Source organism: Chryseobacterium sp. ERMR1:04 (assembly GCF_001297705.1).
In the GTDB taxonomy this organism is placed as follows: domain Bacteria; phylum Bacteroidota; class Bacteroidia; order Flavobacteriales; family Weeksellaceae; genus Chryseobacterium.
On the sequence record NZ_LIRF01000003.1, the window covers coordinates 628,313 to 653,475 of the forward strand.

Genomic DNA, 25,163 nt, shown 5'->3' on the forward strand with positions numbered 1-25,163 from the left:
ACAATTTATTCTTCAGAATCAGAACTCCCTGCTTCCTCCGTTGTTGGGTTTTCATTTTCAACCTGAGGTGCCTGATCGTTTTCTTGGTTATCAGCTACAATTTCACTTCCTTCTTCTATTTCTTCAGAATCTTCTTCAACCTCTTTATCCATTGCAACTTTTGCGATGGCAGCGATCTCGTCATTCTTCTTAAGATTGATCATTTTAACCCCTTGCGTATTTCTACCCATCACTCTCATTTCATCCATATTCATACGGATAGCAACACCGGATTTATTGATAATCATCAATCCATCTTCATCTGTTACATTCTGAATGGCAATAAGATTTCCTGTTTTTTCGGTGATGTTTAGGGTAATAACTCCTTTTCCTCCTCTGTTGGTAATTCTATAGTCTTCTACCGCAGTTCTCTTACCATATCCTTTTTCAGATACTACAAGAACCGTTTCGTTTTCTACATCATTCACAACGATCATTCCGATAACCTCATCATTTTCTTCCATCGTAATACCACGTACTCCGATAGATCCTCTTCCTACTTCTCTTACTTTCTCTTCCGGGAAACGGATACATTTACCATTTTTAGTAGCGATCATGATCTGGGAAGTCCCATTCGTTAACCATGCTCCTAATAATTGGTCATTATCTCTAATCTCAATAGCGTTGATACCATTTACTCTTGGTCTTGAATACGCCTCAAGAGAAGTTTTCTTAATAGTACCGTTTTTAGTAATCATCACTACACTCATTTGATTGATATAGTCTATATCTTTCAGGTCGTTGGTTCTGATATATGCTTTGATCTTATCATCAGGCTCAATATTGATCAGGTTTTGAACTGCTCTACCTTTAGATATTTTAGATCCTTCTGGGATTTCAAACACCCTTAGCCAGTAACATTTACCTTTTTCAGTAAAGAACAACATATACTGGTGATTGGTTGCAGAAACGATATACTCTAAGAAATCTGAATCTCTTGTTGTTGCCGCTTTATTTCCTACACCTCCTCTACTTTGAATTTTGTATTCTGAAAGCAACGTTCTCTTTACATATCCTGCATGAGAAATTGTAAGAACTACCGCTTCATTTGGAATAATATCTTCAATAGACATTTCTCCTCCAGAATAATCGATCTCCGTTCTTCTTTCGTCACCATATTTTTCTTTAACTTCAGCTAATTCATCCTTAATAATCTGAAATCTTCTAGACTCATTCGCTAAGATATCTTCTAAGTCTTGAATTTCTTTCATGATGGTATCATACTCATCACGAATCTTATCCAATTCCATACCCGTTAAACGAGCCAAACGAAGATCTAGAATTGCCTGAGCCTGAATATCAGAAAGTTCAAATTCCTGAATTAATCCTTCTTTTGCTCCTTGAGGATTGGTACTGTTACGGATAATAGCAATCGCTTTATCTAACGAAGCCTGAGATCCGATCACTTTCATGAACCCTTCTAAGATATGAGCTCTTTCTTTCGCTTTTTTAAGCTCGTATTGAGTTCTTCTTACAATGACAATATGTCTGTGCTCAACGAAGTGGTGAATGATATCTTTTAGGTTTAATTGTTCTGGTCTACCGTGTACCAAAGCAATATTATTAACACTAAAAGAAGTCTGAAGTGAAGTATATTTATATAATAAGTTCAGAACTACATTAGGAATCGCATCATTTTTCAATTCATAAACAATACGAAGACCATTTCTGTCTGACTCATCTCTAATCTCGTAAATCCCAAGAATCTTGTCGTCTTTCACCAAATCAGCTGTTCTGGCAATCATCTCAGCTTTGTTTACCTGGTAAGGAATTTCTGTTACAATGATCGCATTTCTGTTTCCAATTTCTTCAAAACTAACTTTAGCTCTCAAAACAACTCTTCCTCTTCCTGTATGAAAAGCATCTCTTACACCATCATACCCATAGATAATCCCTCCTGTAGGGAAATCCGGAGCAATGATATGCTGCATTAATTCGTCAATAGTAATATCTCTATTGTCAATATAAGCACCAATAGCATTTACCGCTTCTGATAAGTTATGAGGAGCCATGTTTGTCGCCATCCCTACTGCAATACCTGATGTTCCGTTAACCAGAAGATTAGGGATTTTTGTAGGCATAACCGTAGGCTCAGTCATACTATCATCGAAGTTATTCTGGAAATCAACAGTCTCTTTATCTAAGTCTGAAAGAATATCATCAGAGATTTTTTTCAATCTTGCTTCCGTATAACGCATTGCTGCAGGCGGGTCACCATCCATTGATCCAAAGTTACCCTGACCATCAACCTGAGGATAACGTAAACTCCATGGCTGAGCCATTCTTACCATTGCATCGTATACTGAAGAGTCTCCGTGCGGGTGATATTTACCTAAAACATCACCAACAATTCTCGCAGATTTCAAATATTTTCTATTAGAAAAAACCCCTAATCCATACATACCATACAGCACTCTTCTATGAACGGGTTTCAAGCCATCTCTTACATCAGGTAACGCTCTTGACACGATAACCGACATCGAATAATCGATATAAGATGACTTCATTTCATCAACAATGTTGATAGGAATCAGTCTTTCTCCTTCTTTTTGCATAAACAAATTTTATTATAATGATATTCAGACCATTAGCTGTGAGCCTGAAAATTATCTATTTTGATTTTTTATTAACGTGCTAATTTACGAAAAATTTGCCGATTTTTGCCCTAGAATTTATCAACAAAATCTTAAAAATTCATAAAATATGAGCGTATTAAGTATAACTTTCCACTGCACGAAAAATAATATTGAAGAATGGGAAAATTATATGGACGAAACATTGGTTTTAATGACAGAAAACCTAATGGATGTAACCAAATATATCCTTTCTGAGGTACATAGTGAGTATATCGAAGATGGAAAAAATTATAACCTTCTTTTGATGTTTGATAATGATGATCTTCGAAATGATTTTATGGAGAGCGAACTTTTAAACATCACCGAAATCGTTGAAAATAAATTTGGAGAAGAAGTGATGATCTTCAATACTTTTCTAAATCCAAAGAAATCTAGATTTTAAATTTAAAACGAACTAAAGCCCGCTCCCATTGATGCGATTATTGTATTTACATCATTTGTCTTTACAATTACATTTTACCATAAAGCAAAAGCACTGAAAATATTCAGTGCTTTTATTTTTTTATAACCTTACCACAATTACCGGTCTGCTAGAAACATGATGCCTTCTGTATTTTTTGTGATGAGAATACCTGTGAGGTCTTTCTTGTCCGTAATAATGGTTTGGTTTATAATAATGTCTTTCAGGTCTGTGATGCCTGTATGCGACAGGTCTATAATGTGGTCTCGGCCCGTGATAATAATGTTTTGAAGGTCCATGCCCACGATGATGACGGCCTTTTTGGAGAGGTGATGCTTGATAATAAGCAAAAGAAAAAATCAGTAAGAAAAACCCTACTACTTTAGTTAGCACTTTCATAAATCAACTATTTTCAAATTACATTACGAAAACTTGCAAGACTAATGCCAATATTACTTTATTATTGAGTTATGAAGAATTTTTAAGAAACTTTATAATTCCATCAACTTAAATCTAATCTAAGAAATTATTTCGCTTCTTCTTTCATACGAGATAAGATCTTTCCATTCTCCGTTTAATTTTGCGATTTTTTTATGGAGGCCAACGTTTTTGAAACCGTTTTTTTGATGAAATCTGATGGAGGCTTCATTTTCGGGGAAGATATTGGCTTGTAAAGTCCAGAATCCGTGGCTTTCGCTATCCAAAATCATCTTTTTAAGTAAAACCGACCCTAAACCTAGTCCTTGGTATTTATTATCCAAATAAATACTCACATCTGCAACGCCTTTAAAACACTCTCTTTTACTTACATGTTTTAGTGCGCACCAGCCTACCACTTCATTACTCTCGTTTTCAAGCACCCATCTGCAATCGTTAAAAAACTCTGTATTCCAGACTTCTCTGTTCGGAACTTCTGTTTCAAAAGTAGCCATTCCTCCATCTATTCCCTGTTTGTAGATCTCCAACACTTTGGGTTCGTCATCGGGAAGCATTTCTCTTATTTCGTAATTCATTGTATTTAATGATATTTTCTTTTGTTTTTTCTTTTTATTCTTGAATAATGGGTCTGCTTATCTTTTTCATCTTCCGAGATTACGCTGATGTTTCCGTCAACTTCCAAAATAGATAATTTTACATTTTTAATTCCGTCAACGCCATGTTCACGAATAGCTTCTTCCAGTTCATCAATATTTATTTTAACATCATCTAAAGCTTTTTCATCAACTTTACCATCCTTTATCAGAATTACAGGATCTGCTTCCATAAAAGTTTTAAAAGATTGATTTGAAAACATTAATCTTTTTACAATAAAATTGGCTGCAAAAAGAACCAAAGCCGCAATTAATCCTCCCTGCAAAGAAGTATCCTGCCCCACCATTGCATTCTGAACCGCATTGGAAATCAGCAATAACAAAACCACATCTCCTGCATTAAGCTGAGAAAGCTGGTTTTTGCCAAACAACCGAATGGCTACCATCATAAAAAGGTAAACACAAAGCGAGCGGACAACTACATCTAGAATGGGATTCACAAGAATTTATTTATACTATCAAATGTATTGATTTTTATGTTTTCCTTTTAGAATAATTTCAAATTCAAACAAATCCTTTTGCTTTTAAATATAAACATTACATTTACTGCCAATCAGAGTGTCAATAATTGATGTGTGAAAATTTTAAACCATCAAGGATAATTTTAGTTGTTAAGGCGATTAAGAAAAATCTGCAGATTTCCTTAAATATGCCATCTTAAAACGAAGCTCAACCCTAATATTCTAAAAACCTTACGTAATGTTAAAAATCAAGGATGAATATAACCGACAAATACCCTGATTATTGGCATATATTTTGAAAAGTTTCCTTTTGAAAAATTAAAAACACAAATTATGAAGCAATTATTTCTTGGTTTAAGTATTTTCCTCGTTTGTATCAATTGTAAGAGAAATGAGGAACATCCAAAAATACCAAGAGCTGATGTTGAAATCACTCAAAAAATAAATACATTATACAAGACGTATGGAAAGTCCAGTGACGCCATTTATAATCAGTCAATTCCAAAATTTTTATTCTCCCATGAATTGGAAGAAACTTTTCAGGAAGCAATAGACTCCTCAAAAGCAGATATTGAAAAAGTAAAAAATAGCGATCATCCTACAGATAAACCTTTATTAATGGAAGGATCGGTTTTTACAAGTTTATACGAAGGTTACACAAGCTACACTATAAAATCAATTGATGTAAAGGAAAGTACCCAGCCCTTAGGTGCTGCCGCTGATGTTATCATTGATTTTGAAAACTCACAGGTTTCTCCAAAAATTACCTGGACCGATAAAATACATCTCGTTAATCCTTATCACGCCGGATGGAGAATTGATAATATTACATTTTCTGAGAACCTAACCGGAGAAAATAATTTAAAATCAAGTTTACAGAATTTTATCTCTGGTGCTAAATAGTGAAATCCATTTTACGATAATAAAAAAGCTGCTTGGGTTAAGCAGCTTTTGTTTTTTAAGGGCATTGAGCGATGGGAACTTCGCTGCATACCGTCTGATTTAATCTTTCACAATAGACACAGTACTTTTTCGGCTGTCCGCCATATATTGCTTTTAGTTCTTCTTTGTTGAGTTTCTTTAGATTTTTCATATTGTTTTAATTTATTTGGTTAAAGGTAGAACGGAATTTAGCCTTGCTTATTACTGTTTTATGTTTAAAAATTTTCATCTTTTGTTTTTTCTTAATACAAAAGAAATTATTACACGTAAGCATCTTCTAATCAAAAGCTCACGAAACAGAAAATCAAAGATTTTCAAAACTTAAGTGTACTTTTATGAAGTAAAATAATGAACTTTAAAATACTTAAGTGTAAAAGCTTTTGTACCATTTGTGGCAATAAAAACAAAACCACACAAATTGATTGTGCGGTTTATATATAAAAGGTTGGATGAATATTATTTATTGTTGATTTCCACGGTTACAGGCATTACATACGTATAGGCCACCATATTTTCATTTAATTTTTTGCGATCTACTTTATAGTCGAGTTCGCTTAATACGGTTTCGATTTCCTTACTTACACTTTTGCATTCTCCGTTAGAATGAACATTTACTATTTTTCCGTTTTTGGCAATATCAAATTTAACGACTGAATTTACCACGCCTTGTTTATAATCAACGTTGGTAAGATCGAAGTTCTCCATCAGTCGACTTCTTATATCATTAAAAGTATCACTTTTGGTTAATTGAATTTCCTGAATCGTATTATTTGAAGTAGTCTGAGCTTTAACCGAATTCATAACAGCAACAAACCCAAAAATAAAAACTGCAGCAACAAATGTTTGAATTTTATTTTTCATAACTCTTTGGTTTTAAATATTATAATTGAATTATTTTGTATCTCTTACCAAAGATATTAAAAATAGTTTACATTAAATTCACATATCGTTAACATTGGGTTAACATTGGGTTAACATTAAAATTCAAATGATTGAATTTCAAATAGTTAACATTTAAAAAATAATTGAAAATTTAATATTGGGAGTTAAAAGGTTTTCTTAAGCTCTTCAATGATATCATGTTTAAATTTTGAGAATGGTCTTTTATGATAATCATCTTCTTTAATTTCTATACCAAAAATCATTCTATAAACTTCTTCTTTTGATATTGAAAGTTCTTTAAATGTTTCATTCAATAAAATATTTAAATAATTTTTAGAATACTTATATCTTAAATCTAATAAATTTCGAAGTTCTTTATCCGAATAAGCATTATAGATTTCTTTTAAACATAAATCCTTAAATGTATTTTCAATTCTAATTTTAGATTTTGCATTTTCTGTTATAATATTAAGCTTAACATTATTTTCAATAAAATTTTTTTTTCTAAAACTAAAAGAAAAATTTTTATCATCTGCATTCATGAGATATGGGTGTAGATGAGTATCCAACTGAAAATGTCCGTCAAGTTTTTTACTATTACAATATGAACAAACAGGTATTAAATTGTAAAAACTTAATGCTAAGAGAGGGTACTTACTCTGACTAAAAAAATGATCATAGTCTGCTCTTAGAACCTTATTTTGAGTATCCCCAATTGTTTTCACATAGTTTCTGTTGCAATACACACAGGTATGTTGATCTAATAATTTTGCTAAAAAATATTCATTTCCTACAATTTGGCTATACTTAAAGACATCTTTAATTTCTAAAATTTTTGAATGATATTTAATATCTTTCATTCTGCCTTTTTCTTTCTTTTTTAAATAAATTAAAAACTCATCAAAATCAAAGTCTGGGATTATCTGTGGCATCAGATGACTACTGAGTTTTATTAAATCTTTTGGTTTTGATAAAATAAGATTCTTAACATCTTCTTTTATCAAGCCTAAAGAATCAATTTTTTTAATTTTATGCTTTATTGAATTATAATAGTTTAAAGCATTTATGTCTGAAGATTTTAAATTAAGCATTTTAAACTGTTTTATTATTTAATATGTTTAGCTCTTTTTGCATTCTTTCAATCTCTTTTTCTAAAATTTCTTTTCTTGGAAATTCTAAAGTTGCTTCTAAATACATTTCGTTTAACTTTTGCTTTAAGAATGGTTCGTCAATAGCTTGAATTAATTTATAATATTTTTTAAAATTTTTATGTTCCTCATCAGTTTCCTCTTTAAGCTTATTTTTAATCTTTTTTTTTTTTTTTTTGCTTTTTTATACTTATTATCTTCTAATAGCACTATTTTATCTTTAATATTTAGAATTGAATTTAACCAACTTATAATTTCTTCAATTCTATCTTTAGCAAAATTTCCAATTAAACCATCTTCAATAAAAAAACTATCAGCTAACAAATCTGTAATATTAGCTCCGAAAGTATTCATTTCGTTGAAATTTTTAGTTATAGACTTATTATTTGGGAGATTTGCTTCTAAGAATAGTACATTTTGTTTTGGGATATCAGATAATATAAATGGGGAATGTGTAATGAATAAGATATTAATATTTACACCAGAGAAGTTTAAAGTTTTTATCCCATTTAAAATTCTTTTTATAAAAGATTTTTGATATTCAGGATGAAAATACAACTCAATTTCTTCTAGGATTAAATTAAAATTATAATATTTTATTTTACCTTCCTTCTGTTTTACAGAGTATAAATTATTTAAATGATATAAAATTGAATTAATTGTAGAAATCATCTGTTTTTCTCCTGAACTTAATTGACTAAACTCAATATCATTTGTTAAGTGTAACTTAATTTTAAATATTGATGGAGGTAACATATCTAGTAAACTAGTATCGTACTTTTCTTTTAATTCAAAAATTTTTTCAGAATATCTTTGAATGTTAATTTCTTTTGTATCAAGACTTAGTTCTAAATATGAATGGTATTTGATAAAATTAAATATCTGTCTTATTTTTAACGTAATATGTGTCGAATCTCTAGAAAATTCTATTAAAAAATCATCAAATTTATTTTCCTTAAAAGTTTTAGAGTCAATATTAATGAATCTTTGAAATTCTTCATATCTAGTTACTATTTTAACTGTTTTGTAAAGAAGATACTCTATAGTGCTTTCCCATTCAGGTTGATAAAAATATTTTTCATAATTTAATCCATAAAATTCAAATAAATATTTTAATAATTTTTCTTTTTGATGTTGATTTTCAATATTATCTTTGAACTCTTTAAATTCTATAATCCTAACAATCCCATTTTTATTTTCACGAAACATAGAGTATTTATCATAATTCCCTTTTCTTAGTTCTAGGGAAATTTTTATTAGTTCTAAGGTATCGGTTATTTTTGTTGCATTTTCATTTTGCTGGAAAACATTAAATAAAAGCCTATCCATTGCTAATTCTTTTTCCGATTCTGGATCTATTATACCACCTTGTCCTCTAAAAGGATTTAGGACAATAGGTACTTGATATGCATCATTTTTATGAAATAGTGCAGTTATAAAATTTCCTATTTCACGATGATTATATGACCATAAAGAATAATTAATAACATTTGTATAAAAGAAATTTTCATTTATAAACAATTTGTAATTTTCATGATCATTAATAGGCAAAATTTCAAATTTATTATCAATCAATGAATAGAAAGAATGTTTTAATTTAGATTTATCAATTTTAATTTTATAGATTAAACCTTTATTTTCAAAATAGAATTCTAAGAATAGTTGAGGGTTATATCTTAAAAAATCAACATCTTCATATCCATTATGATTTACATTAAAACCATATAAAAATGACAAGTTATTGATTATTGCTATAAATAGTTCAACTAAAGCACTTTTCCCACTTCCATTTTTTCCAACTATTGCAGAAATATTAATGTTATCACCATATAAATTCGTGGGAATTGTTGATTCAATTTTAATATCTGAAACATCAATTAATTGTGAAAAATCAATTATTTCATTTTCTTTAGAGTCTTGGAATTCATAGTCATTATAAAATTTATAAATCCTGTTTGCTTCCAAATTTTTCAAAAATTTTTTGTTGCAACTTTCTAATGGACGTATTGCAAGTAATTTAAAGCTCATGTTTAATTAGTTTTTCCCAAAAATAAATAAAAAAACCACAATTTTCATTGTGGTTTCCCGTAATATATTTATATAATTTTACTCCAATTCCCTTTTCAAAAACTTCCCAGTCAAACTCTTCTTAGATTTTACAATTTCTTCGGGAGTTCCTTTCGCAACAATTTCACCGCCGTATTTTCCTCCTTCCGGGCCAACGTCAATAATATGGTCTGCTAATTTTATTACATCCATATTATGTTCGATAATAATGAATGAATTTCCTAGTTCTACCAATTGATTGATGGCTTCCATTAGAATTTTTACGTCTTCAAAGTGAAGTCCGGTTGTGGGTTCATCAAGAATGTATAGCGTATTTCCGGTTTGTCTTTTTGCTAATTCTGTTGCTAGCTTGATACGTTGAGCTTCTCCTCCAGAAAGTGTAGTCGATTGTTGTCCTAATGTGATATATCCCAATCCAACATCCTGTAACGTTTTTACTTTCGCAAAAATCTTAGGAATTGGCTGGAAGAAATCTACGGCTTCATCAATCGTCATATCCAATACATCAGAAATAGATTTCCCTTTGTAACGAACTTCCAGCGTTTCTCTGTTGAATCGTTTTCCGTTGCAGGTTTCACAATGAACATACACATCTGGCAAGAAATTCATTTCAATCACTTTCAAACCTCCACCCTGACAAGTTTCGCATCTTCCTCCTTTTACGTTGAAAGAAAATCTTCCCGGTTTGTACCCACGGATTTTACTTTCCGGCAATTCTGCGAAAAGGTTTCTGATGTCTGTAAACATTCCTGTGTAGGTTGCAGGATTTGAACGAGGAGTTCTTCCAATCGGGGTTTGGTCTACATCTACAATTTTGTCGATGTTTTCAAGACCCTCAATTTTCTTGTAAGGTAAAGGTTCCTGAACAGCTCTGTAAAAATGTTTGTTCAGAATCGGATATAAAGTTCCGTTAATCAAAGAAGATTTTCCACTTCCTGAAATTCCTGTCACCACCACTAATTTCCCTAATGGAATATCAAGATTAACATTTTTAAGGTTATTTCCTGTAGCTCCTTTTAGTACTATATTTTTTCCGTTCCCTTCTCTTCTTTCAGTAGGAACGACAATTTTTCTTTTTCCGGTAATATAATCGGCTGTTATGGTATCGGCTTTCAATAAGTCTTCCGGTTTTCCCTGCCAAAGAATCTCACCACCAAATTTTCCGGCTCTTGGACCAATATCCAATACCTCATCGGCTTCAAGGATCATATCTTTGTCGTGTTCTACCACCAAAACAGAATTTCCAATGTCACGAAGATTTTTTAATGAAGCAATAAGCCTTTCATTATCTCTTTGGTGCAATCCGATACTTGGTTCATCTAAAATATATAAGACATTCACCAATTGAGAACCAATCTGAGTTGCCAGACGAATTCTTTGAGATTCTCCTCCTGAAAGTGTTTTTGAGCTTCTGCTTAAACTTAAATAATCCAACCCCACATCGAGTAAGAACTGAAGTCGAGTTTCAATTTCTTTTAAGATCTCGTGAGCGATGATTTTATTTTTCTCTGAAAATTTATCTTTAATATCCGCTAACCAATCTTTGAGGTCGGCAAGACTTAATCCGTTAACCTCAGCAATATTTTTTCCATCAATCTTAAAACTTAAACTTCCCGGCTGAAGACGAGCTCCACCACACGAAGGGCAAATTTCTTCCGTCGTAAAATGTCTTTCCAATAAAATAGCTTCGTAAGATTCTCTTTCATCAATCATTTCTTCCATGAAATGAATCAAACCATCAAAACTAATTTTTATCTTCTTGGCAATTCCTGCGTATTTAAGATCTTTGTTGAATTCCTTATTGCAACCATTATATATATAGTCTAATGCTTCTTCCGGAATATCTTTAAATGGAGTTGTTAAGCCTAGTCCAAAAATCTCAAGAATACTTTTAATCTGAGACAAGATCCATTTATTAGACTTGATGTCTTCCAAAGGCAACAAACCTCCTTGGTTAATTGATAATTTAGGATTTTCTACAAAATAATCGGTGTTGATCTTTTTGATTGTTCCTAATCCTTTACAATCCGGACAGCTTCCTTTCGGAGAGTTGAATGAAAAAGTATTGGGCTCAGGCAATGCCAATGAATGTCCTGTTTCGGCATCCATTAAATTTTTTGAGAAATATTCAATTTCCTTGCTTCCTAGTTTCTGAATCCCGATCAATCCTTCTCCCATGTCCATCGCTGTTCTTAGCGATTTTTCCATTCGGGTTTCAGAAGCGGTTTCTCCGATAATCCAACGGTCGATTACAATATCGATGTCGTGGGTTTTATATCGATCCAGTTTTAGATCGTATTCAATATCTGTTAATTCACCATCAATTCTCGCTTGTCCGTATCCTTTTTTCGCCATCTGAACAAAAAGCTCGTGATAATGACCTTTTCTGGAACGTACGACAGGCGCCATCAACATTAGTTTTTCTCCTTTATAATTATCTTTGATGGTATCTAGAATTTTATCTTCCGTATAGCTTACCAATCTTTTCCCTGTGGATAATGAATAGGCATCCGAAACTCTCGCATACAAAAGACGCAGGTAATCGTACAATTCTGTAACAGTTCCTACGGTTGAACGCGGGTTTTTGTTGGTTGTTTTCTGCTCAATGGCAATTACGGGTGAAAGTCCTTCAATTTTATCTACATCAGGACGTTCTAAACCTCCTAAAAACTGACGGGCGTATGCTGAAAATGTTTCAATATAACGACGCTGACCTTCTGCAAAAATCGTATCAAAAGCCAATGAAGATTTCCCGCTTCCGGAAAGTCCGGTAATTACGACCAATTCATTACGAGGAATTTTGACATTAATGTTTTTAAGATTATGCTCTCGTGCACCGTAAACTTCTATATATTCTTTTGATTTACTCATAATTTGATGTGATCTTACCTGAAAATCACGCTGTGCAAAATTACGGAATTTTATGGAATTTTTTGTGTTAAAAAGTGTTAGATTACTTAACTACAAAAGCATGAAAATTTTGTTTTTGTTACTTTTTTTAAGTGAACGTTTTAAAGGAATAAAAAGAATCAAGCTTTAAGTGTAAAATGAAGAATAGTTTTTCCATAGCCCATCTTACAAATCTTAATGCCTTGCTGACTTTCTATAATGGCTTATTGATAAAATAAACAAAGACCGATAAAAATTACCGGTCTTTGTTATGTATCGTTTATTGGATTTCAAATATTATTTTACAAATTTCCTAAGAATCTATATCTTCATTGGTAACCTTTACCACATATTCAATTCCGTCAATCGCTTTGGAAATAATTTTATTTTTTAAAATATTAGCCATATTCTCCCAGTAAGCTCTTCCGTAAAAAGAATAGTTTTGAGGAATAATTTCAATCTCAACAGTTCTTACAAAACCTTCTTTAGGTTTGTTGCTGATCATGGTTCCTCTTTTTACCCTTACTTCTTTCAATTCGTCTTTCAGAATCATTCGGCAGTAATTTTTAACATCTTCCAGAGAGATGATCTTATCTCTTGTTGTTAAAGCATAGGTATACGCCTGAATACTCTCAGTTCCTTTTTGTTCTTCGGAGCCGCCGATACTTTCGGTAAGAAGGATAATATTCTGTGATTTTAGCTGATTGGTTAATTCTGTTCCCGGACGCATATGATTCGCCAGTTTACAATGGGTTACCCAAAATGTCGCATAAGTACTGTCAGTTTTTTCTACAGGTTCCATGATAACGTAGTTCAGCTCTTGCTTAGTGCTTCTTTTCGCGTTATTCACTTTCTGCACCATCGATTTCATTTTATCTGACATTTCATTTAAGACATTTTTCACATTATCTCTGTTTAAAAGAGAAAATGCAGCGACCTCATCTCTTGTCAGTTCCAACACATTGGCAATCATATCTACTGCATTTCTGTTGGTAAAACGTTCCATACCGCCTTTTCGAACCGTGTATAAGCCTTTTTTCAAATCCTCTGCAGGCGTAAAAGGAATCTCGGTATACCTTCTTCCTTCCCCGTCCTGAACTTCATCTACATATAAAAAGTGTTCGCCATCGTCTGTTACCAAAGGAATGTTATTCCCCATGATATCCAGACTATATTCTGTTTTCTTCCAACCTCTGTTGTAAATCGGAAAAGCATTTAAGACAAATGAAAAATTATCTAATATTTCAGAAGAAAACTGTGGAGGAAACTCGAACGTTAGCCACAGGTGACGTTTTCCTTCAATATACCTTAAGACATCATTCGTCTTTTCTCCTAAATCAAGATTTTCAGGGAGCTTTCCAGGTCCGGAAAATAAACTTGCTGAAATCCCTGTGATCTCAATGAACTTATCATGATAGATCCCTTTGATATCTTCAATAGTCTTTGTTTTGATCGACTGTTCATGAAACATCTGCTCGTACCCTTCTGCCTCGCTGCTTTTAACATACGACAATCCTTCTCTTACAAACAGAGGATTTCCGTTGCTGGTAACCGTAACATAGGGCAAAAGCTTATGCACAAAATCCAAATGCTCGAAAGCAGGATTCGAACAATACAGGCTTATATATTTAGGAAAGTTTTCGTTGGTGTATTGGCTTACGTCAATTCCAATGGTAAGCTTTCTGTAATCTTCATTTTTTGCATCAATTCGGCAAATCGGAATTTTGTTTAATCTTTCATCAATACTATAGCAACTTTTCCCCACCATCATTATTGAGGTTTGTGCTTTATTAATTTTCACATTTCCAATTGGCGTAAATGCTATGCTTAACTGCTTATCTGATTCTGCTTTTACTGTGGAAACCATTTGTTTCTTGAAAAAGAACTCTGTATGATCCAACAAAACCTCAGATGATTCTGCAGATTCCGAAGGTTCTGCAAAGGCAATGGCATGCGCCGGAATTGGATGGGTGTAAACGGAAGGCGTAAGAAGTTTGGCCAGCTTTTCTAAAATGCGGGCATTAACGGTCTGTATTTCATTGTTGGCTTTAAAAACTTCAGTACTGAACGCGTCGATCAGTAATTTAACGAAAGGATCCAAAGACTGCGGACTTTTTAGTCCCCAAACTTTAGTAGCATTCTGAAGCATTCTTGCTTTTACAGATTCTTTGGAATAAATATTCTGGTCTAAATTCATAAATTTTAATTACAATACATTTTTAATCGACAGACATGGGGCTCAAAAATAATTCTGTGGAAAAGCTGAAACGTTCTCCCGTTTCGTCCATTTTTGCATTAATGGCAATTCTCACTTTTTTCTTGATCTCGGTATGCTCTTTTGTGTCGTAGTTGTGTTCTACAAATTGTATGTACGCTTCAACCTGAGGCTGAACAATTCGGGGTTCATATTGTTGTATCTGTCTTTTAAGACTTTTAATAAAAACGCTTTCCCAAACGGCACTTGTAACTCCATTATCGAATTCCAGATTCCAAACATCGTTTCCGTAATTTTCATCATATCTGTTTTCCCCTTTTTTGGTTGTTATCATCAGCATAATGTTATGGGCAATACTTTCCCCCATACCGCAGGTATCAATACTTCCTCCCTCGGTCATTAATGTTGATGGAACAAAAGGCATTCTGTAATTTGGTGTGTCCATAAATCCTTTATTTTTTATTTCATCATAACGTTTACTTGAAACGAAATACCAAATTAAACATTTTCACGAAATAATGGGTTATTTGAAAGTAAAAATGTTGATGTGCTTTCAGGCAGACAAAAATCGTGATTAACTGTATTAATAATTACTTTCTCGTATGTTGAAAAAATTAAAAAGCCCCGACTAGCCATTGAGATAGGTTGCAATGTATAAGTTAAAAAAGCCTGCCTTATGGTTATTCAATAGCTGATATTGTAATATAAAGTTCGTTTTGATTTTTAACCCCCATTTTCTTCATCACCCTATATTTTCTGCTTTCAACAGATCTAGTGCTGGATTTACAATACAGTGAAATTTCTTTTACTTCAAAATTCATTTTTATCAAAGAACAAAAGTTAAGATCCATTATGGTAAGATCAGGATATTTTTCTTTTAGTAATCGGTAAAATGAAGGGAAATATTTTTGAAAAACCAAATAATACGAATTAATATCATTTTTAGCAAGACTAACAAGTTTTTCAATATTTTCAGTGTTTGTTATATGGTGAAGATGTGCATCTTGTAATACCTCTTCATTTTCTTTAACGGGAATATTTTTCATAAAAGCTTTTTTATAAAATAACACTCCGATTAAGGCTAGAATTAATATAAATACAATGATTCCAACATTCATAGCGTTGAAAATATTTTTTTTAGGGGGATTATTAATTTGAGAATTAATTTTATTAATCAGACTTATATTATCATATTTTTTCTTTACTTGACTAATGCTATCAGAAAGATATTTGAACTTCCAAGAATAAACAGTTGCATTTTCAAAATCTTTTAACTCATTATATGAAACAGAGATCATTGGATAGGTTTCATATAACTTATAAATACTGTTGCTTTTTTTGGCTCTTACAATAGTCTCAGAAAAATATACAACGGCCTGATGGTAGTTTTTAGATAAATTCTCTATTGCTCCTTTAATGATAAGATTTTGAATAATAGAATATTCGTTCGGAAAATTAACTAAAAGTTGATCAATCTGCTGTGTATATTTCCTGGCTTCATCAAGGTTTCCGGACAGAGCAGCCGACCACGCAAGAGATTCAAGACAATAAATTAAGGTTATTTTTTTATACTTATTAGAGTCATTAAGTTCTAGGGTTTCTGAAAGTGCTTTTTTCTTCAACAATAGTACAGCGCTCATATCAGTACTTAGCCCCAGATCATCTACTAACAGATCTGCTTGTGATAAGGTAATATAAATATCATTAATCCTTTTATTTTCTTTTGAGATATTTAGATCATTATACTCATCACATTTCTTTAAAATTTGCTGAGCTTCAATAGGATAACCTAACCTCAAAAGAGAACTTTGATATATTAACAGTAATCTGCAAAGCATATCATAATCTTCCTGTGATTTTGCAAGCGCAATTCCTTCATTGATTTTTTTTAATGACAACTCAAAGTTACCATCAAAATAATATATCCTGACTTCTTCAAAAATAGAATATGTCTGGCCATGAATAAATTTCGCTTCTTTCGATAAATAATAAATATCAGCTGCAAGGTTTAACGTTTTTTTCTTATCAACATTGCCTTTAGTATAAGTTTGATCTAGGGTTTCAATTAACTTATTGATTCTTGTAGTAGAATTCTGGGAAAATGCTTTATTTGAGCAAATAGTGAATAAAAGAAGAAATGATAATGAAATTAGATTATTGAGAATATTTTTTTTCATTCCTAGTTATGATGTGTATATACAAATATACAATGTAATTTTTAGATTAAGAAAATCTGTAATTAAGATAATGCGAGGATTTCGCCAAAATAATTTACTGTAATTGTACTGCATTTTAAAATATAAAGAAATGCCTAATATATTATTGAGGTGTTTCAAATTACTAATTAGTTTCATCTCTTATTTTACGGCTTCCATGATGTCTTTTTTTTGCATTCTAATTTTAACAAATCCAACCAAGTTCTATTACTTTTATTCTTCACTGAAACTTCCCTAAACTCAAAACCCTTGTGTTGTGGAGTTGCTTTTATTGTTCCCCATTACGTCTGTTTTACTGTTAACAAAAAGATACTGCATAGCTACTGCAATTGCTGTTGCGTATAATTATGTATAATTGCTATCGACTGCGTGAAGCGGCTTTTCAGCAATGTGATAAATTTGCATCTAAGTTTTTTTATAGTGCATGCATCAAAACGATTCTAAAAATACAAAACATCCAAAAAAAATTATTCAATGAAAAGCAAACACTCTAATCACCTTAGATATCTTGGCAAAAACAGATCACAAATAATGGCAGAGATAGGAAATCAATCTAATAATTATCTATCTGATATTTGGAGCTGCCATATTAAAACCAATTGGTTTGGAATGAAGACGCTATGGATTATCTTTTTTGAAAATGGAAAAGTTTGTAAAATCAAAATAAAAAAAACATTTTAAATCCTTTTTACTTATAATTTAAAAAAAAACATTCCTCTATCACATCCCAATTATAAACTCCCTCTTCTACCTCATAATTAATACACCCACTGCCTCGGATGTACCTGTACTCTATGCTATGATTCTAAAAACAACAATTTAAATTTATTCAAAGTGAAAAAAAATCTTATTATTTTATGCCTAATGACTGTTTCGTCTTTAGCATATTCGCAAGTTGGCATTAATACTCCAAACCCTCAAGGCACTTTCCACGTTGATGGAGCTAAAGACAATGCCGAAACAGGAACTCCTACTGCTACTCAACAAGCAAATGATTTTACCGTTACCAGTATAGGAAATGTGGGCGTTGGAACTACTGCTCCTTCCGCAAAGCTAGATGTAGTGGGTAATATAAAAATTACAGATGGGACTGAAGGAATTGGAAAAGTACTTGTTTCAGATATCAATGGTATAGCTTCTTGGCAAACCTCAACAGCAACAAAATCTCTTGTTTTAGCTACTATGGGTCTTGGTGCTAATATTTCTACTGGTGGTTTAGCAGTTCAAACAGGAAGTTTCTTAACACTAGGACCAGGCAGGTGGCTTGTAATGACAACTCAACTCGTTAATCTAACTTCAATGTCTGGAGGTTGGTTCAATGTACGAAGTACATTTTCTGATTCGTCAATGAGTACGTCTATTTCTCCGGATATTGTTACGAACGGGACGCAAGGAAGATGGATTAGTGGTATAATGAATTCCGGCACACGTTGGCATGTTATGAATGGTTCTTTAATCATTAACAACACATCGGGTGCAGATAAAACCTATTACTACTATGCATTTACAGATACAACTGGTACTGTTGATACTTTTGGAGGTAGTTGGAGTGAAAACCAATTATATGCTTTACCAATAAATTAAAAACAATTTCATCCTTAAATGCTTCATAAATTATACCCTCATAATTACAACTCGATTTATCGCTAACTAGGATTTAAAATTGATCAGACTAAACAATTATAAGCTCCCTCTTTTATTTATAATTAATGTTCCCATGTCTGATTTACCTTAGTCTATATAGGATTCTAAAAACCACAATTTAAAAATTTATTCAAATGAAAAAAATATTATTTCTTGGCTTAACGCTACTCATGATGGGTAAAGCCTCTTCTCAAATTGTATACACTCCGGTTAATCCCAACTTTGAAATAGATCTTTCTCCTACAGGAGGAAGTGCAGCCAATCTCTTTCCCATTGATTTTAATAATGACGGAGCTGTAGATTTTAATTTCAGATGGGATGTTTTCAGCGCTGGAACATATTTTATGCATATCACGAGCTCTAATTCTTATAACCCAAATAATCAGGTAATGGGTTTGGGATCTTTTAACTCGTATGGAGTACCTTATGCAATGCCTCTAAATGTAGATACAATGATTGGTTCTTCATCTGCAGGATGGATTACCGAGCCACGAGGCCCTCTCATTGGAGACGGTGAGAGCTCCAACTTTTTAGGATTAGGTGATCGTTATATCGGAGTTAGATTCTTAGTGGCTGGACAATATTATTACGGTTGGGTTCTGGTCTCTTTTGCAACCAATAAGCTTACTATCAAATCGTATGCTTACCAAAACACTCCAAATGTAGCGATTGAAGCAGGAAATAAAGGAGGATCTTTAGGCGTTGAAGATCGTAATTTGACAGACAAAGTAAAGTTATATCCTAATCCCTCTACAGAATTTGTAAAGCTATCTGGTTTGAAAGGAACGTCTCAATACAAAATTTACAATACCGAAGGCAGAATAATAAAAAGAGGTACTATTGATACTACGAATAACAAGATTATTGTATCAGAATTTGTTAATGGTACTTATGTATTGTCTGTTGAAAATAAAGATCAAAAAACCGAAATGAAATTCATGAAAAAATAATTTATCCCTCATTCAAGGTCAACTACAAAACATGCTCCCTCGTGTTTGTCCGATATTTTTTTAGCTGAAAAGGGAGCTGTTTTGTAGATATTGCAGTTATAACAAAATTTGTGTTTAGTGTTTTTGTTTCTATAATCAGAGTTTCTCTCGTTTTTTCATCGCGCGAGAAACCTGTTATAGTAATCCCAGAGACCTTCGCTCATTATTGAGCGGAGGTTTTCTGCTTAATATCTTCAAACAAATACCTCCGAAGATGTCAGGAAGTCATCAACCTGTTTTAAGAATAATAAAAAAGCTGTCCGACTTAGTCAAACAGCTTTTGAAATTTATTCTTACGTTCTATTTTTTCGATTGATAAAATAATATACCGGAAGTCCGAGAAGAACCATTACAAATCCGGGCCAGGTATATTGTTGTTTGTAAATTAAAAGTAAAATACAGAAACCAGATCCTATCAACAAATACACAATTGGAGTAATTGGATATAGCCAGGTTTTATAAGGCCTTTCTAAATCCGGTTGTTTGAATCTTAAATAAATAACTCCGAAAACGGTAATCATGTAGAATAAAACAATTACAAAAGAAATCATATCCAAAAGATTTCCGTACTGTCCGCTCAAACATAAAAGGGAAGCCCAAACTCCCTGCATCCATAAAGCGTTGGCAGGAACTTCATTTTTATTATTTTTTTCGGCTTGTTTAAAAAACATTCCGTCTTTTGCCATCGTCTGGAAAACTCTTGCGCCTGCTAAGATGAGTCCGTTGTTACATCCAAATGTAGAAACCATTACCAAAATAGCAATAATTACGGTTCCTGCACTTCCAAAAATATTGTGTGAAGCGGCAACCGCTACTCTATCATTTCCCGCAAAAGCAATCGCGTCTCTGTCTAAAGCATTCAGATAAACATAATTTACGGCGATATATAAAATCATTACAGCAGAAGTTCCGTAGATCATAGATTTTACAACATTCTTTTTAGGATTCTCTATTTCCCCTGAAACAAAAGTCACACTTTCCCAAGCTACCGAACTGAAAACAGAACCTACCATGGCTGCTGCAATTCCGCCCAACAAAGTCATTCCGCCAATCGGCTGCCAACCTTCCTTAAGAAAATTACCGCTGATATCTTTTTTAAGATTGTTAAAAGAATCATATCCGAAATTGAAGTTCTCTGCTAAATGGGAAAAATCAACCAAAATAAATCCGGCCGCTATTAAACCCAACAAGGCAATAATCTTTGATCCTGTAAAAATATTTTGCAATATCTTTCCGCTTTCGACACCTCTTGTGTTGATGTAGGTAAGTAAAACAATAATGGCGATGGCTAATATCTGAATCCAGGTGATTTTAAATTCTCCACTTTGGAAGATTGGAGCCGCATCATTAAGCGAAGGAACCAAATATGCAGTGAACTTCCCGAATGCCATGGCCACTGCAGCGATGGTACCCGTCTGAATTACCGTAAATAATCCCCAGCCATACAGAAACCCCATCTTCTTACCGAAGATCTCTTTAAGGTACGTATATTGACCTCCCGCCTTTGGATATAATGCCGAAAGCTCTCCATAGCTTATGGCTGCTGCCACTGTCATGATTCCTGTGATGACCCAGACTACGATCATCCAATATCCTGATCCGAGGTTCCGCATCATGTCTGCACTTACAATGAAGATCCCACTTCCGATCATGGAACCCATTACCAGCATGATGGCATCCCAAAGTTTTAATTTTTTTTGCATAGTCAAGTATAGGCGTCAAATATAAATAAATATGTGGTTCGTTTCGGATTTTGATTAAAATTTCGATAGAAACCTGTTTTTTATCAATTTTTTAACGATTTATGATTCAATTTTTATTAGTATTTTTGGAAAAATTATTAAAAATGAAATTCAAAGCTATAGTATTTGCAGTTGCGGTAAGCGTTTCAACGCTGGCTTTTGCACAAGAAGGAAAGAAAATGGGTCCTCCTGCAGGAAATGCAATCGTTGGGGATACTTACGGGAGCACATTAGCTTCTGGGACTGAATCTAAGGCAATCTCCGTTGACAAACTAAGCAAAAAACTTAAAAAAGAGAATAAAAAAGTAGAAAACGTTGCGATAAAAGGAAAAGTAGTTGATGTTTGCGATAAAAAAGGATGTTGGCTAACGATCCAAACTGAAGATAATTCGCAGTTCTTCGTAAAGATGAAAGATTATGCGTTTTTTGTTCCAACCGCTTTGAAAGGTAAAACGGTTGTATTGGACGGAAGTGCAGAAAGAAAAGTAACTTCTATTGACGAGCAGAAACATTATGCAGAAGATGCTAAAAAACCTCAAGCTGAAATTGACGCCATCACTACTCCAAAAGAAGAGATCAGATTTGTAGCTAACGGAATTAAAGTTGTGAACTAATCATCTTTGTCATTCTGAACGAAACGATATAAAAAACAAAAGCGGAACAATTTCTTGTTCCGCTTTTTTTAGTCTTCTATTTTGAATTCTGCGACAGCATCCAATTTCGGATATTTAGTTGCAGAAATAAATTTCTTTCCAGTACAGTCGATTTCTAGCCAACCCTTTTTTTTCTTCACATCTCCCACCTCCATCACAAAAGGAACAAAAGATATTTCGTCGTTCCCTTCCTCTATGATTTCTCGATACTGAACCGCCACATCTAAAATACATTCATGATCTGTATTTAGTTTTACATTTCTGTAAATAATATCATAATGTGTTTCCTGGTTTTCGGGAATCTCTAAATACGTTTCCCAACCTGTCGTATCAGAATTTAATTCGCTTATTGCTTTTAGTGCATAGTACAATGCAATCGTATAATATTTTCTTGTTCCTTTTCTCGTATAGTCCTCTGCGAAATGTCCGCCTTCAAATAAAATCGTAGGCATTCCCGCTTTGATGAAATTATCACCCGTGGAAGTTGGATAAAATTCATCTGAATATCTACCAATTTGATTGGGGATTAATTCTTTCAGATGATGATAAACTTCAGCAATTACCGCCATGCATTTTTTTCTGTTCTCCGTTACTGTTCGTTCTACATTTTCAGAAGGCGCCAAAAATGAAAGTGTAGCGGGATGAACTCCATCTGTTGTAAAGATTGTTCTCTGCTCATGCAAGTTCAAAGCGTAATCATATTTCTTTGAAGCCACTGCATTTTTAAGAAATTTAATTTCTTTACTCGCCTCGTTATGAAAATCTCTATTAAGATCAATATCCGAAGCATTCAATCTTGTCCATCTTTCGGAACCGTCCGGATTTAGCATAAAAATAAAATCGAGTTTAATCTTACTAAAAAGTTCGTCTTTTAATTCAGGTGCTTTTTCTAATGTTGCTAATAAATCCAATAGGGCATGAGTAGCGTTCGATTCATTTCCATGCATCTGCGACCAAGCAAGAATATTAATATTTCCTGTTCCGAGGCTTAGCATATAAATAGGTTTCTCTAAATACGATTTTCCGATCTCCTGAATATAATCGGCGAGATTGGCCTGTAGGTAAGAAAATAATTTTTCAGGGGAAATATAGCGATTAGGAAAATTAGAGTTTTCTAAATAGATGTGTTCAAAATTCATTGTGCAATAATTTACAAGAGTCAAATTTAACCAATTTCAGTCAAAAAATAAAATTAACATTTGTAAATAGAATAAACAACGCTTATTGCCAAAATGTCGGTGGATAAAATTGTGGATTACATATAATTCAACAACACATGTTCAATTAATTGAAAAGCAATAAGTTATGTAGCTTATCTCAATGATAGTTTGAAGTTTACTTGAAGTGGCTAATTGTCTATTTATCAGTATTTGAGCATAATATAATTAAACATCTACAGTGTGGATAAATACTCACAAAATTACTATATACAAATGTAAACTAACCGAATTTTGAAGTTTACTGATTATTTTCTATCCTCAATTTATGATTGAATTTAGAAATGTAATTCTAATTTAAGTCCAATGGGATCCACTCATAAAAGCTAACTTAATCCAGCTAAAAACCGGTATTTAATCAGTATTTAAAGTACATATTACAATAGTAAACTCCCTATTTATGCTTATTTACACTTACTTACCTAGACTTATGGCCAGATCCTACTATTTACAAATGAAACTTAACAAAAATAGCTTTATTAGTCAATTAACCGAAATAATTACCGCTGAACTTACTAATAAGTTATTGACTTTTTTGTGAATATCTGTCGAAAAATGAAAAACAGTCCGTGGAAAACATTTTTACAAATCTAGAAACCAGAATTTACATCATTGTAACTAACTATTTAATAAGGCGTTATACTATTTACATTTGTATTGCCTAATCGTTTACATTTGTACATTATCAAGGTTTGCATTTGTAAATTTAATTATTTACATTTGTAACGTAATTGAAAGCTTATAATATGAGTTTAAACGAAAGAATTTCAAAAGTTATAGAGTATTCTAATCTTACTCCTTCCGAATTTGCAGATGAGATAGATGTTCAGCGTTCTTCTATTTCGCATATTACTTCGGGAAGAAATAAGCCTTCATTAGAATTCATCATCAAAATAAAATCGAGTTTTCCAGAAATATTATGGGATTGGTTGGTCACCGGGGAAGGCGAAATGTTGAAATCAGATCTACCCGAAACAAGTGAAGTTTTGGAAAAAGAAGACCTCTTTGAAGAAGAAAAATCGAAGCCTACTTCCCTTCCGGATCTTTTTACAATGATGAATAAAGATGAAGATTTTGGAGCCAACGAAACAGAAATTGATGACCCAAAAGAGAGCCCTCGAGAATCATTTATAGCGCCCCAAAGTACTGCTCAGGAAAAAATATCCGATTCTCCGCGATTAGAGAAATCAAAAGATCAAATCATTAGTGAAGCTATTGGAAATCAGACCAATAAGATAAAAAGAATTGTCTTGTTCTATGAAAACGGAAAATTTGAAAGTTTTGAGCCCTAAAAGGCCAAATCAAAGAAAATAAGCAGAGCAAAATATATTTAATGACAAAAAATCAAAGCCTACTTCCCTTTCGAATCATTTTATAATGACGAATAAAGATGAAGATTTGAGCATCAAAAAAGGGTTTTTGAGAACCTTTTATAGCGTACAAAGTACTGTTTCGGATAAAATATCCCATTCTCCTCGATTAGAAAAACAAACACATAAATCATTAACTAAAATACTGTAAATCAAACCAGTACAATACAACTCATTGTTTCATCCTTCGAAATAGAAATTTTAAAGTTTTAAGCCCTAAAACACCAAATTCAAGAAAATAATCATGCTAATAATATTTGGAAAAGAGAACTTAAAACCTAATTTCTCCTTTTAAATCCTTTTATTATGATGAATAAAAAGAAAAATTTGGCTACCAATAATGCGGAAATTGAAACCTTAAAAAGAGTTATCAAAAACCTTTTATAGTGTTCTAAAAACCTAATCAAAGGATAAGAATTCGACTAAAAAATATAGGAAAAAAGAAATAAATTGCTCATTTTACCTTCCATATCTTTTTATAATGATGAACAAAAATGGAGATTTTTCCACCAATAATACAGAAATTGAAGTCTCGAAAAAGGTCTTTTTTAGTGTTTAAAAA

General features: G+C 32.6%; 21 protein-coding genes. 7 read left to right on the forward strand and 14 right to left on the reverse strand.

The features are described from left to right. Positions 1 to 5 precede the first annotated feature (5 nt). Positions 6 to 2,594, reverse strand: coding sequence for a DNA gyrase subunit A (gene gyrA, locus AMQ68_RS02960; RefSeq protein ID WP_054509123.1), 2,589 nt, complete (start codon positions 2,592 to 2,594; stop codon positions 6 to 8). A gap of 148 nt (positions 2,595 to 2,742) precedes the next feature. Here gyrA and AMQ68_RS02965 point away from each other — a divergent pair, with 148 nt between their 5' ends. After that, positions 2,743 to 3,057, forward strand: a complete 315-nt coding sequence (locus AMQ68_RS02965) for a DUF4286 family protein (RefSeq protein WP_054509124.1) — start codon at positions 2,743 to 2,745, stop codon at positions 3,055 to 3,057. Between the two features lie 120 nt (positions 3,058 to 3,177). Here AMQ68_RS02965 and AMQ68_RS25035 read toward each other — a convergent pair whose 3' ends face one another. The 3 genes from AMQ68_RS25035 to AMQ68_RS02975 all read right to left on the reverse strand — a co-directional run bounded on the left by AMQ68_RS25035 (position 3,178) and on the right by AMQ68_RS02975 (position 4,606). Beyond that, entirely contained in the window at positions 3,178 to 3,474 is a 297-nt protein-coding gene (locus AMQ68_RS25035; protein ID WP_123905589.1) for a hypothetical protein, read from the reverse strand. Positions 3,475 to 3,593: 119 nt separating this feature from the next. Then, complete coding sequence (locus AMQ68_RS02970; RefSeq protein ID WP_054509125.1) at positions 3,594 to 4,088, reverse strand: GNAT family N-acetyltransferase; 495 nt, start codon at positions 4,086 to 4,088, stop codon at positions 3,594 to 3,596. A 5-nt stretch (positions 4,089 to 4,093) separates the two neighbouring features. Further along, positions 4,094 to 4,606, reverse strand: coding sequence for a DUF421 domain-containing protein (locus AMQ68_RS02975; RefSeq protein WP_073294145.1), 513 nt, complete (start codon positions 4,604 to 4,606; stop codon positions 4,094 to 4,096). 354 nt (positions 4,607 to 4,960) lie between these two features. Here AMQ68_RS02975 and AMQ68_RS02980 point away from each other — a divergent pair, with 354 nt between their 5' ends. Next, a complete protein-coding gene (locus AMQ68_RS02980) occupies positions 4,961 to 5,530 on the forward strand; it encodes a hypothetical protein (RefSeq protein WP_054509127.1) in 570 nt (189 codons plus the stop codon). A gap of 55 nt (positions 5,531 to 5,585) precedes the next feature. Here the strand turns inward: AMQ68_RS02980 and AMQ68_RS24790 are convergent, their stop codons facing one another. The 8 genes from AMQ68_RS24790 to AMQ68_RS03015 form a co-directional block, all read right to left on the reverse strand. Further along, positions 5,586 to 5,720, reverse strand: a complete 135-nt coding sequence (locus AMQ68_RS24790) for a bacteriocin (RefSeq protein ID WP_082383951.1) — start codon at positions 5,718 to 5,720, stop codon at positions 5,586 to 5,588. A 305-nt stretch (positions 5,721 to 6,025) separates the two neighbouring features. Next, positions 6,026 to 6,430, reverse strand: coding sequence for a hypothetical protein (locus tag AMQ68_RS02985; RefSeq protein WP_054509128.1), 405 nt, complete (start codon positions 6,428 to 6,430; stop codon positions 6,026 to 6,028). Positions 6,431 to 6,615: 185 nt separating this feature from the next. Continuing rightward, positions 6,616 to 7,542: an HNH endonuclease gene (locus tag AMQ68_RS02990; protein WP_054509129.1), complete on the reverse strand. Its 927-nt coding sequence runs from the start codon at positions 7,540 to 7,542 to the stop codon at positions 6,616 to 6,618. 150 nt (positions 7,543 to 7,692) lie between these two features. Further along, positions 7,693 to 9,627 carry a hypothetical protein gene (locus AMQ68_RS02995; protein ID WP_054509130.1) on the reverse strand — a complete coding sequence of 645 codons (1,935 nt, stop codon included), beginning with the start codon at positions 9,625 to 9,627 and terminating at the stop codon, positions 7,693 to 7,695. Positions 9,628 to 9,705: 78 nt separating this feature from the next. Continuing rightward, positions 9,706 to 12,537 carry an excinuclease ABC subunit UvrA gene (uvrA, locus tag AMQ68_RS03000; protein WP_054509131.1) on the reverse strand — a complete coding sequence of 944 codons (2,832 nt, stop codon included), beginning with the start codon at positions 12,535 to 12,537 and terminating at the stop codon, positions 9,706 to 9,708. A gap of 331 nt (positions 12,538 to 12,868) precedes the next feature. Then, positions 12,869 to 14,752 (reverse strand): type VI secretion system baseplate subunit TssF, encoded by a 1,884-nt coding sequence (locus AMQ68_RS03005; protein WP_054509132.1) that lies wholly within the window; start codon positions 14,750 to 14,752, stop codon positions 12,869 to 12,871. Between the two features lie 22 nt (positions 14,753 to 14,774). Next, a complete protein-coding gene (locus tag AMQ68_RS03010; protein WP_054509133.1) occupies positions 14,775 to 15,215 on the reverse strand; it encodes a GPW/gp25 family protein in 441 nt (146 codons plus the stop codon). A gap of 235 nt (positions 15,216 to 15,450) precedes the next feature. Next, the gene (locus tag AMQ68_RS03015; RefSeq protein WP_054509134.1) at positions 15,451 to 16,947 is read right to left on the reverse strand and encodes a hypothetical protein; all 1,497 of its coding nucleotides are present in this window, start codon (positions 16,945 to 16,947) and stop codon (positions 15,451 to 15,453) included. 513 nt (positions 16,948 to 17,460) lie between these two features. Here AMQ68_RS03015 and AMQ68_RS25040 point away from each other — a divergent pair. From AMQ68_RS25040 to AMQ68_RS03025, 3 genes are all read left to right on the forward strand, one after another. Beyond that, positions 17,461 to 17,667: a hypothetical protein gene (locus tag AMQ68_RS25040; RefSeq protein ID WP_123905590.1), complete on the forward strand. Its 207-nt coding sequence runs from the start codon at positions 17,461 to 17,463 to the stop codon at positions 17,665 to 17,667. 153 nt (positions 17,668 to 17,820) lie between these two features. Further along, positions 17,821 to 18,570: a hypothetical protein gene (locus tag AMQ68_RS03020; RefSeq protein ID WP_123905591.1), complete on the forward strand. Its 750-nt coding sequence runs from the start codon at positions 17,821 to 17,823 to the stop codon at positions 18,568 to 18,570. A 194-nt stretch (positions 18,571 to 18,764) separates the two neighbouring features. Then, positions 18,765 to 19,580, forward strand: a complete 816-nt coding sequence (locus AMQ68_RS03025) for a T9SS type A sorting domain-containing protein (protein WP_082383952.1) — start codon at positions 18,765 to 18,767, stop codon at positions 19,578 to 19,580. Between the two features lie 332 nt (positions 19,581 to 19,912). On the opposite strand, the gene AMQ68_RS03030 is transcribed toward AMQ68_RS03025, so the two are convergent. Then, positions 19,913 to 21,322: an APC family permease gene (locus AMQ68_RS03030; protein ID WP_054509137.1), complete on the reverse strand. Its 1,410-nt coding sequence runs from the start codon at positions 21,320 to 21,322 to the stop codon at positions 19,913 to 19,915. Positions 21,323 to 21,465: 143 nt separating this feature from the next. Between AMQ68_RS03030 and AMQ68_RS03035 the strand changes: the two genes are divergently transcribed. Beyond that, positions 21,466 to 21,975, forward strand: a complete 510-nt coding sequence (locus AMQ68_RS03035) for a DUF4920 domain-containing protein (protein ID WP_054510004.1) — start codon at positions 21,466 to 21,468, stop codon at positions 21,973 to 21,975. Between the two features lie 68 nt (positions 21,976 to 22,043). Here AMQ68_RS03035 and AMQ68_RS03040 read toward each other — a convergent pair whose 3' ends face one another. After that, positions 22,044 to 23,153 (reverse strand): M14 family zinc carboxypeptidase, encoded by a 1,110-nt coding sequence (locus AMQ68_RS03040; RefSeq protein ID WP_054509138.1) that lies wholly within the window; start codon positions 23,151 to 23,153, stop codon positions 22,044 to 22,046. An 824-nt stretch (positions 23,154 to 23,977) separates the two neighbouring features. On the opposite strand from AMQ68_RS03040, the gene AMQ68_RS03045 reads away from it, so the two are divergent. Beyond that, entirely contained in the window at positions 23,978 to 24,523 is a 546-nt protein-coding gene (locus AMQ68_RS03045) for a helix-turn-helix transcriptional regulator (protein ID WP_054509139.1), read from the forward strand. Positions 24,524 to 25,163 lie beyond the last annotated feature (640 nt).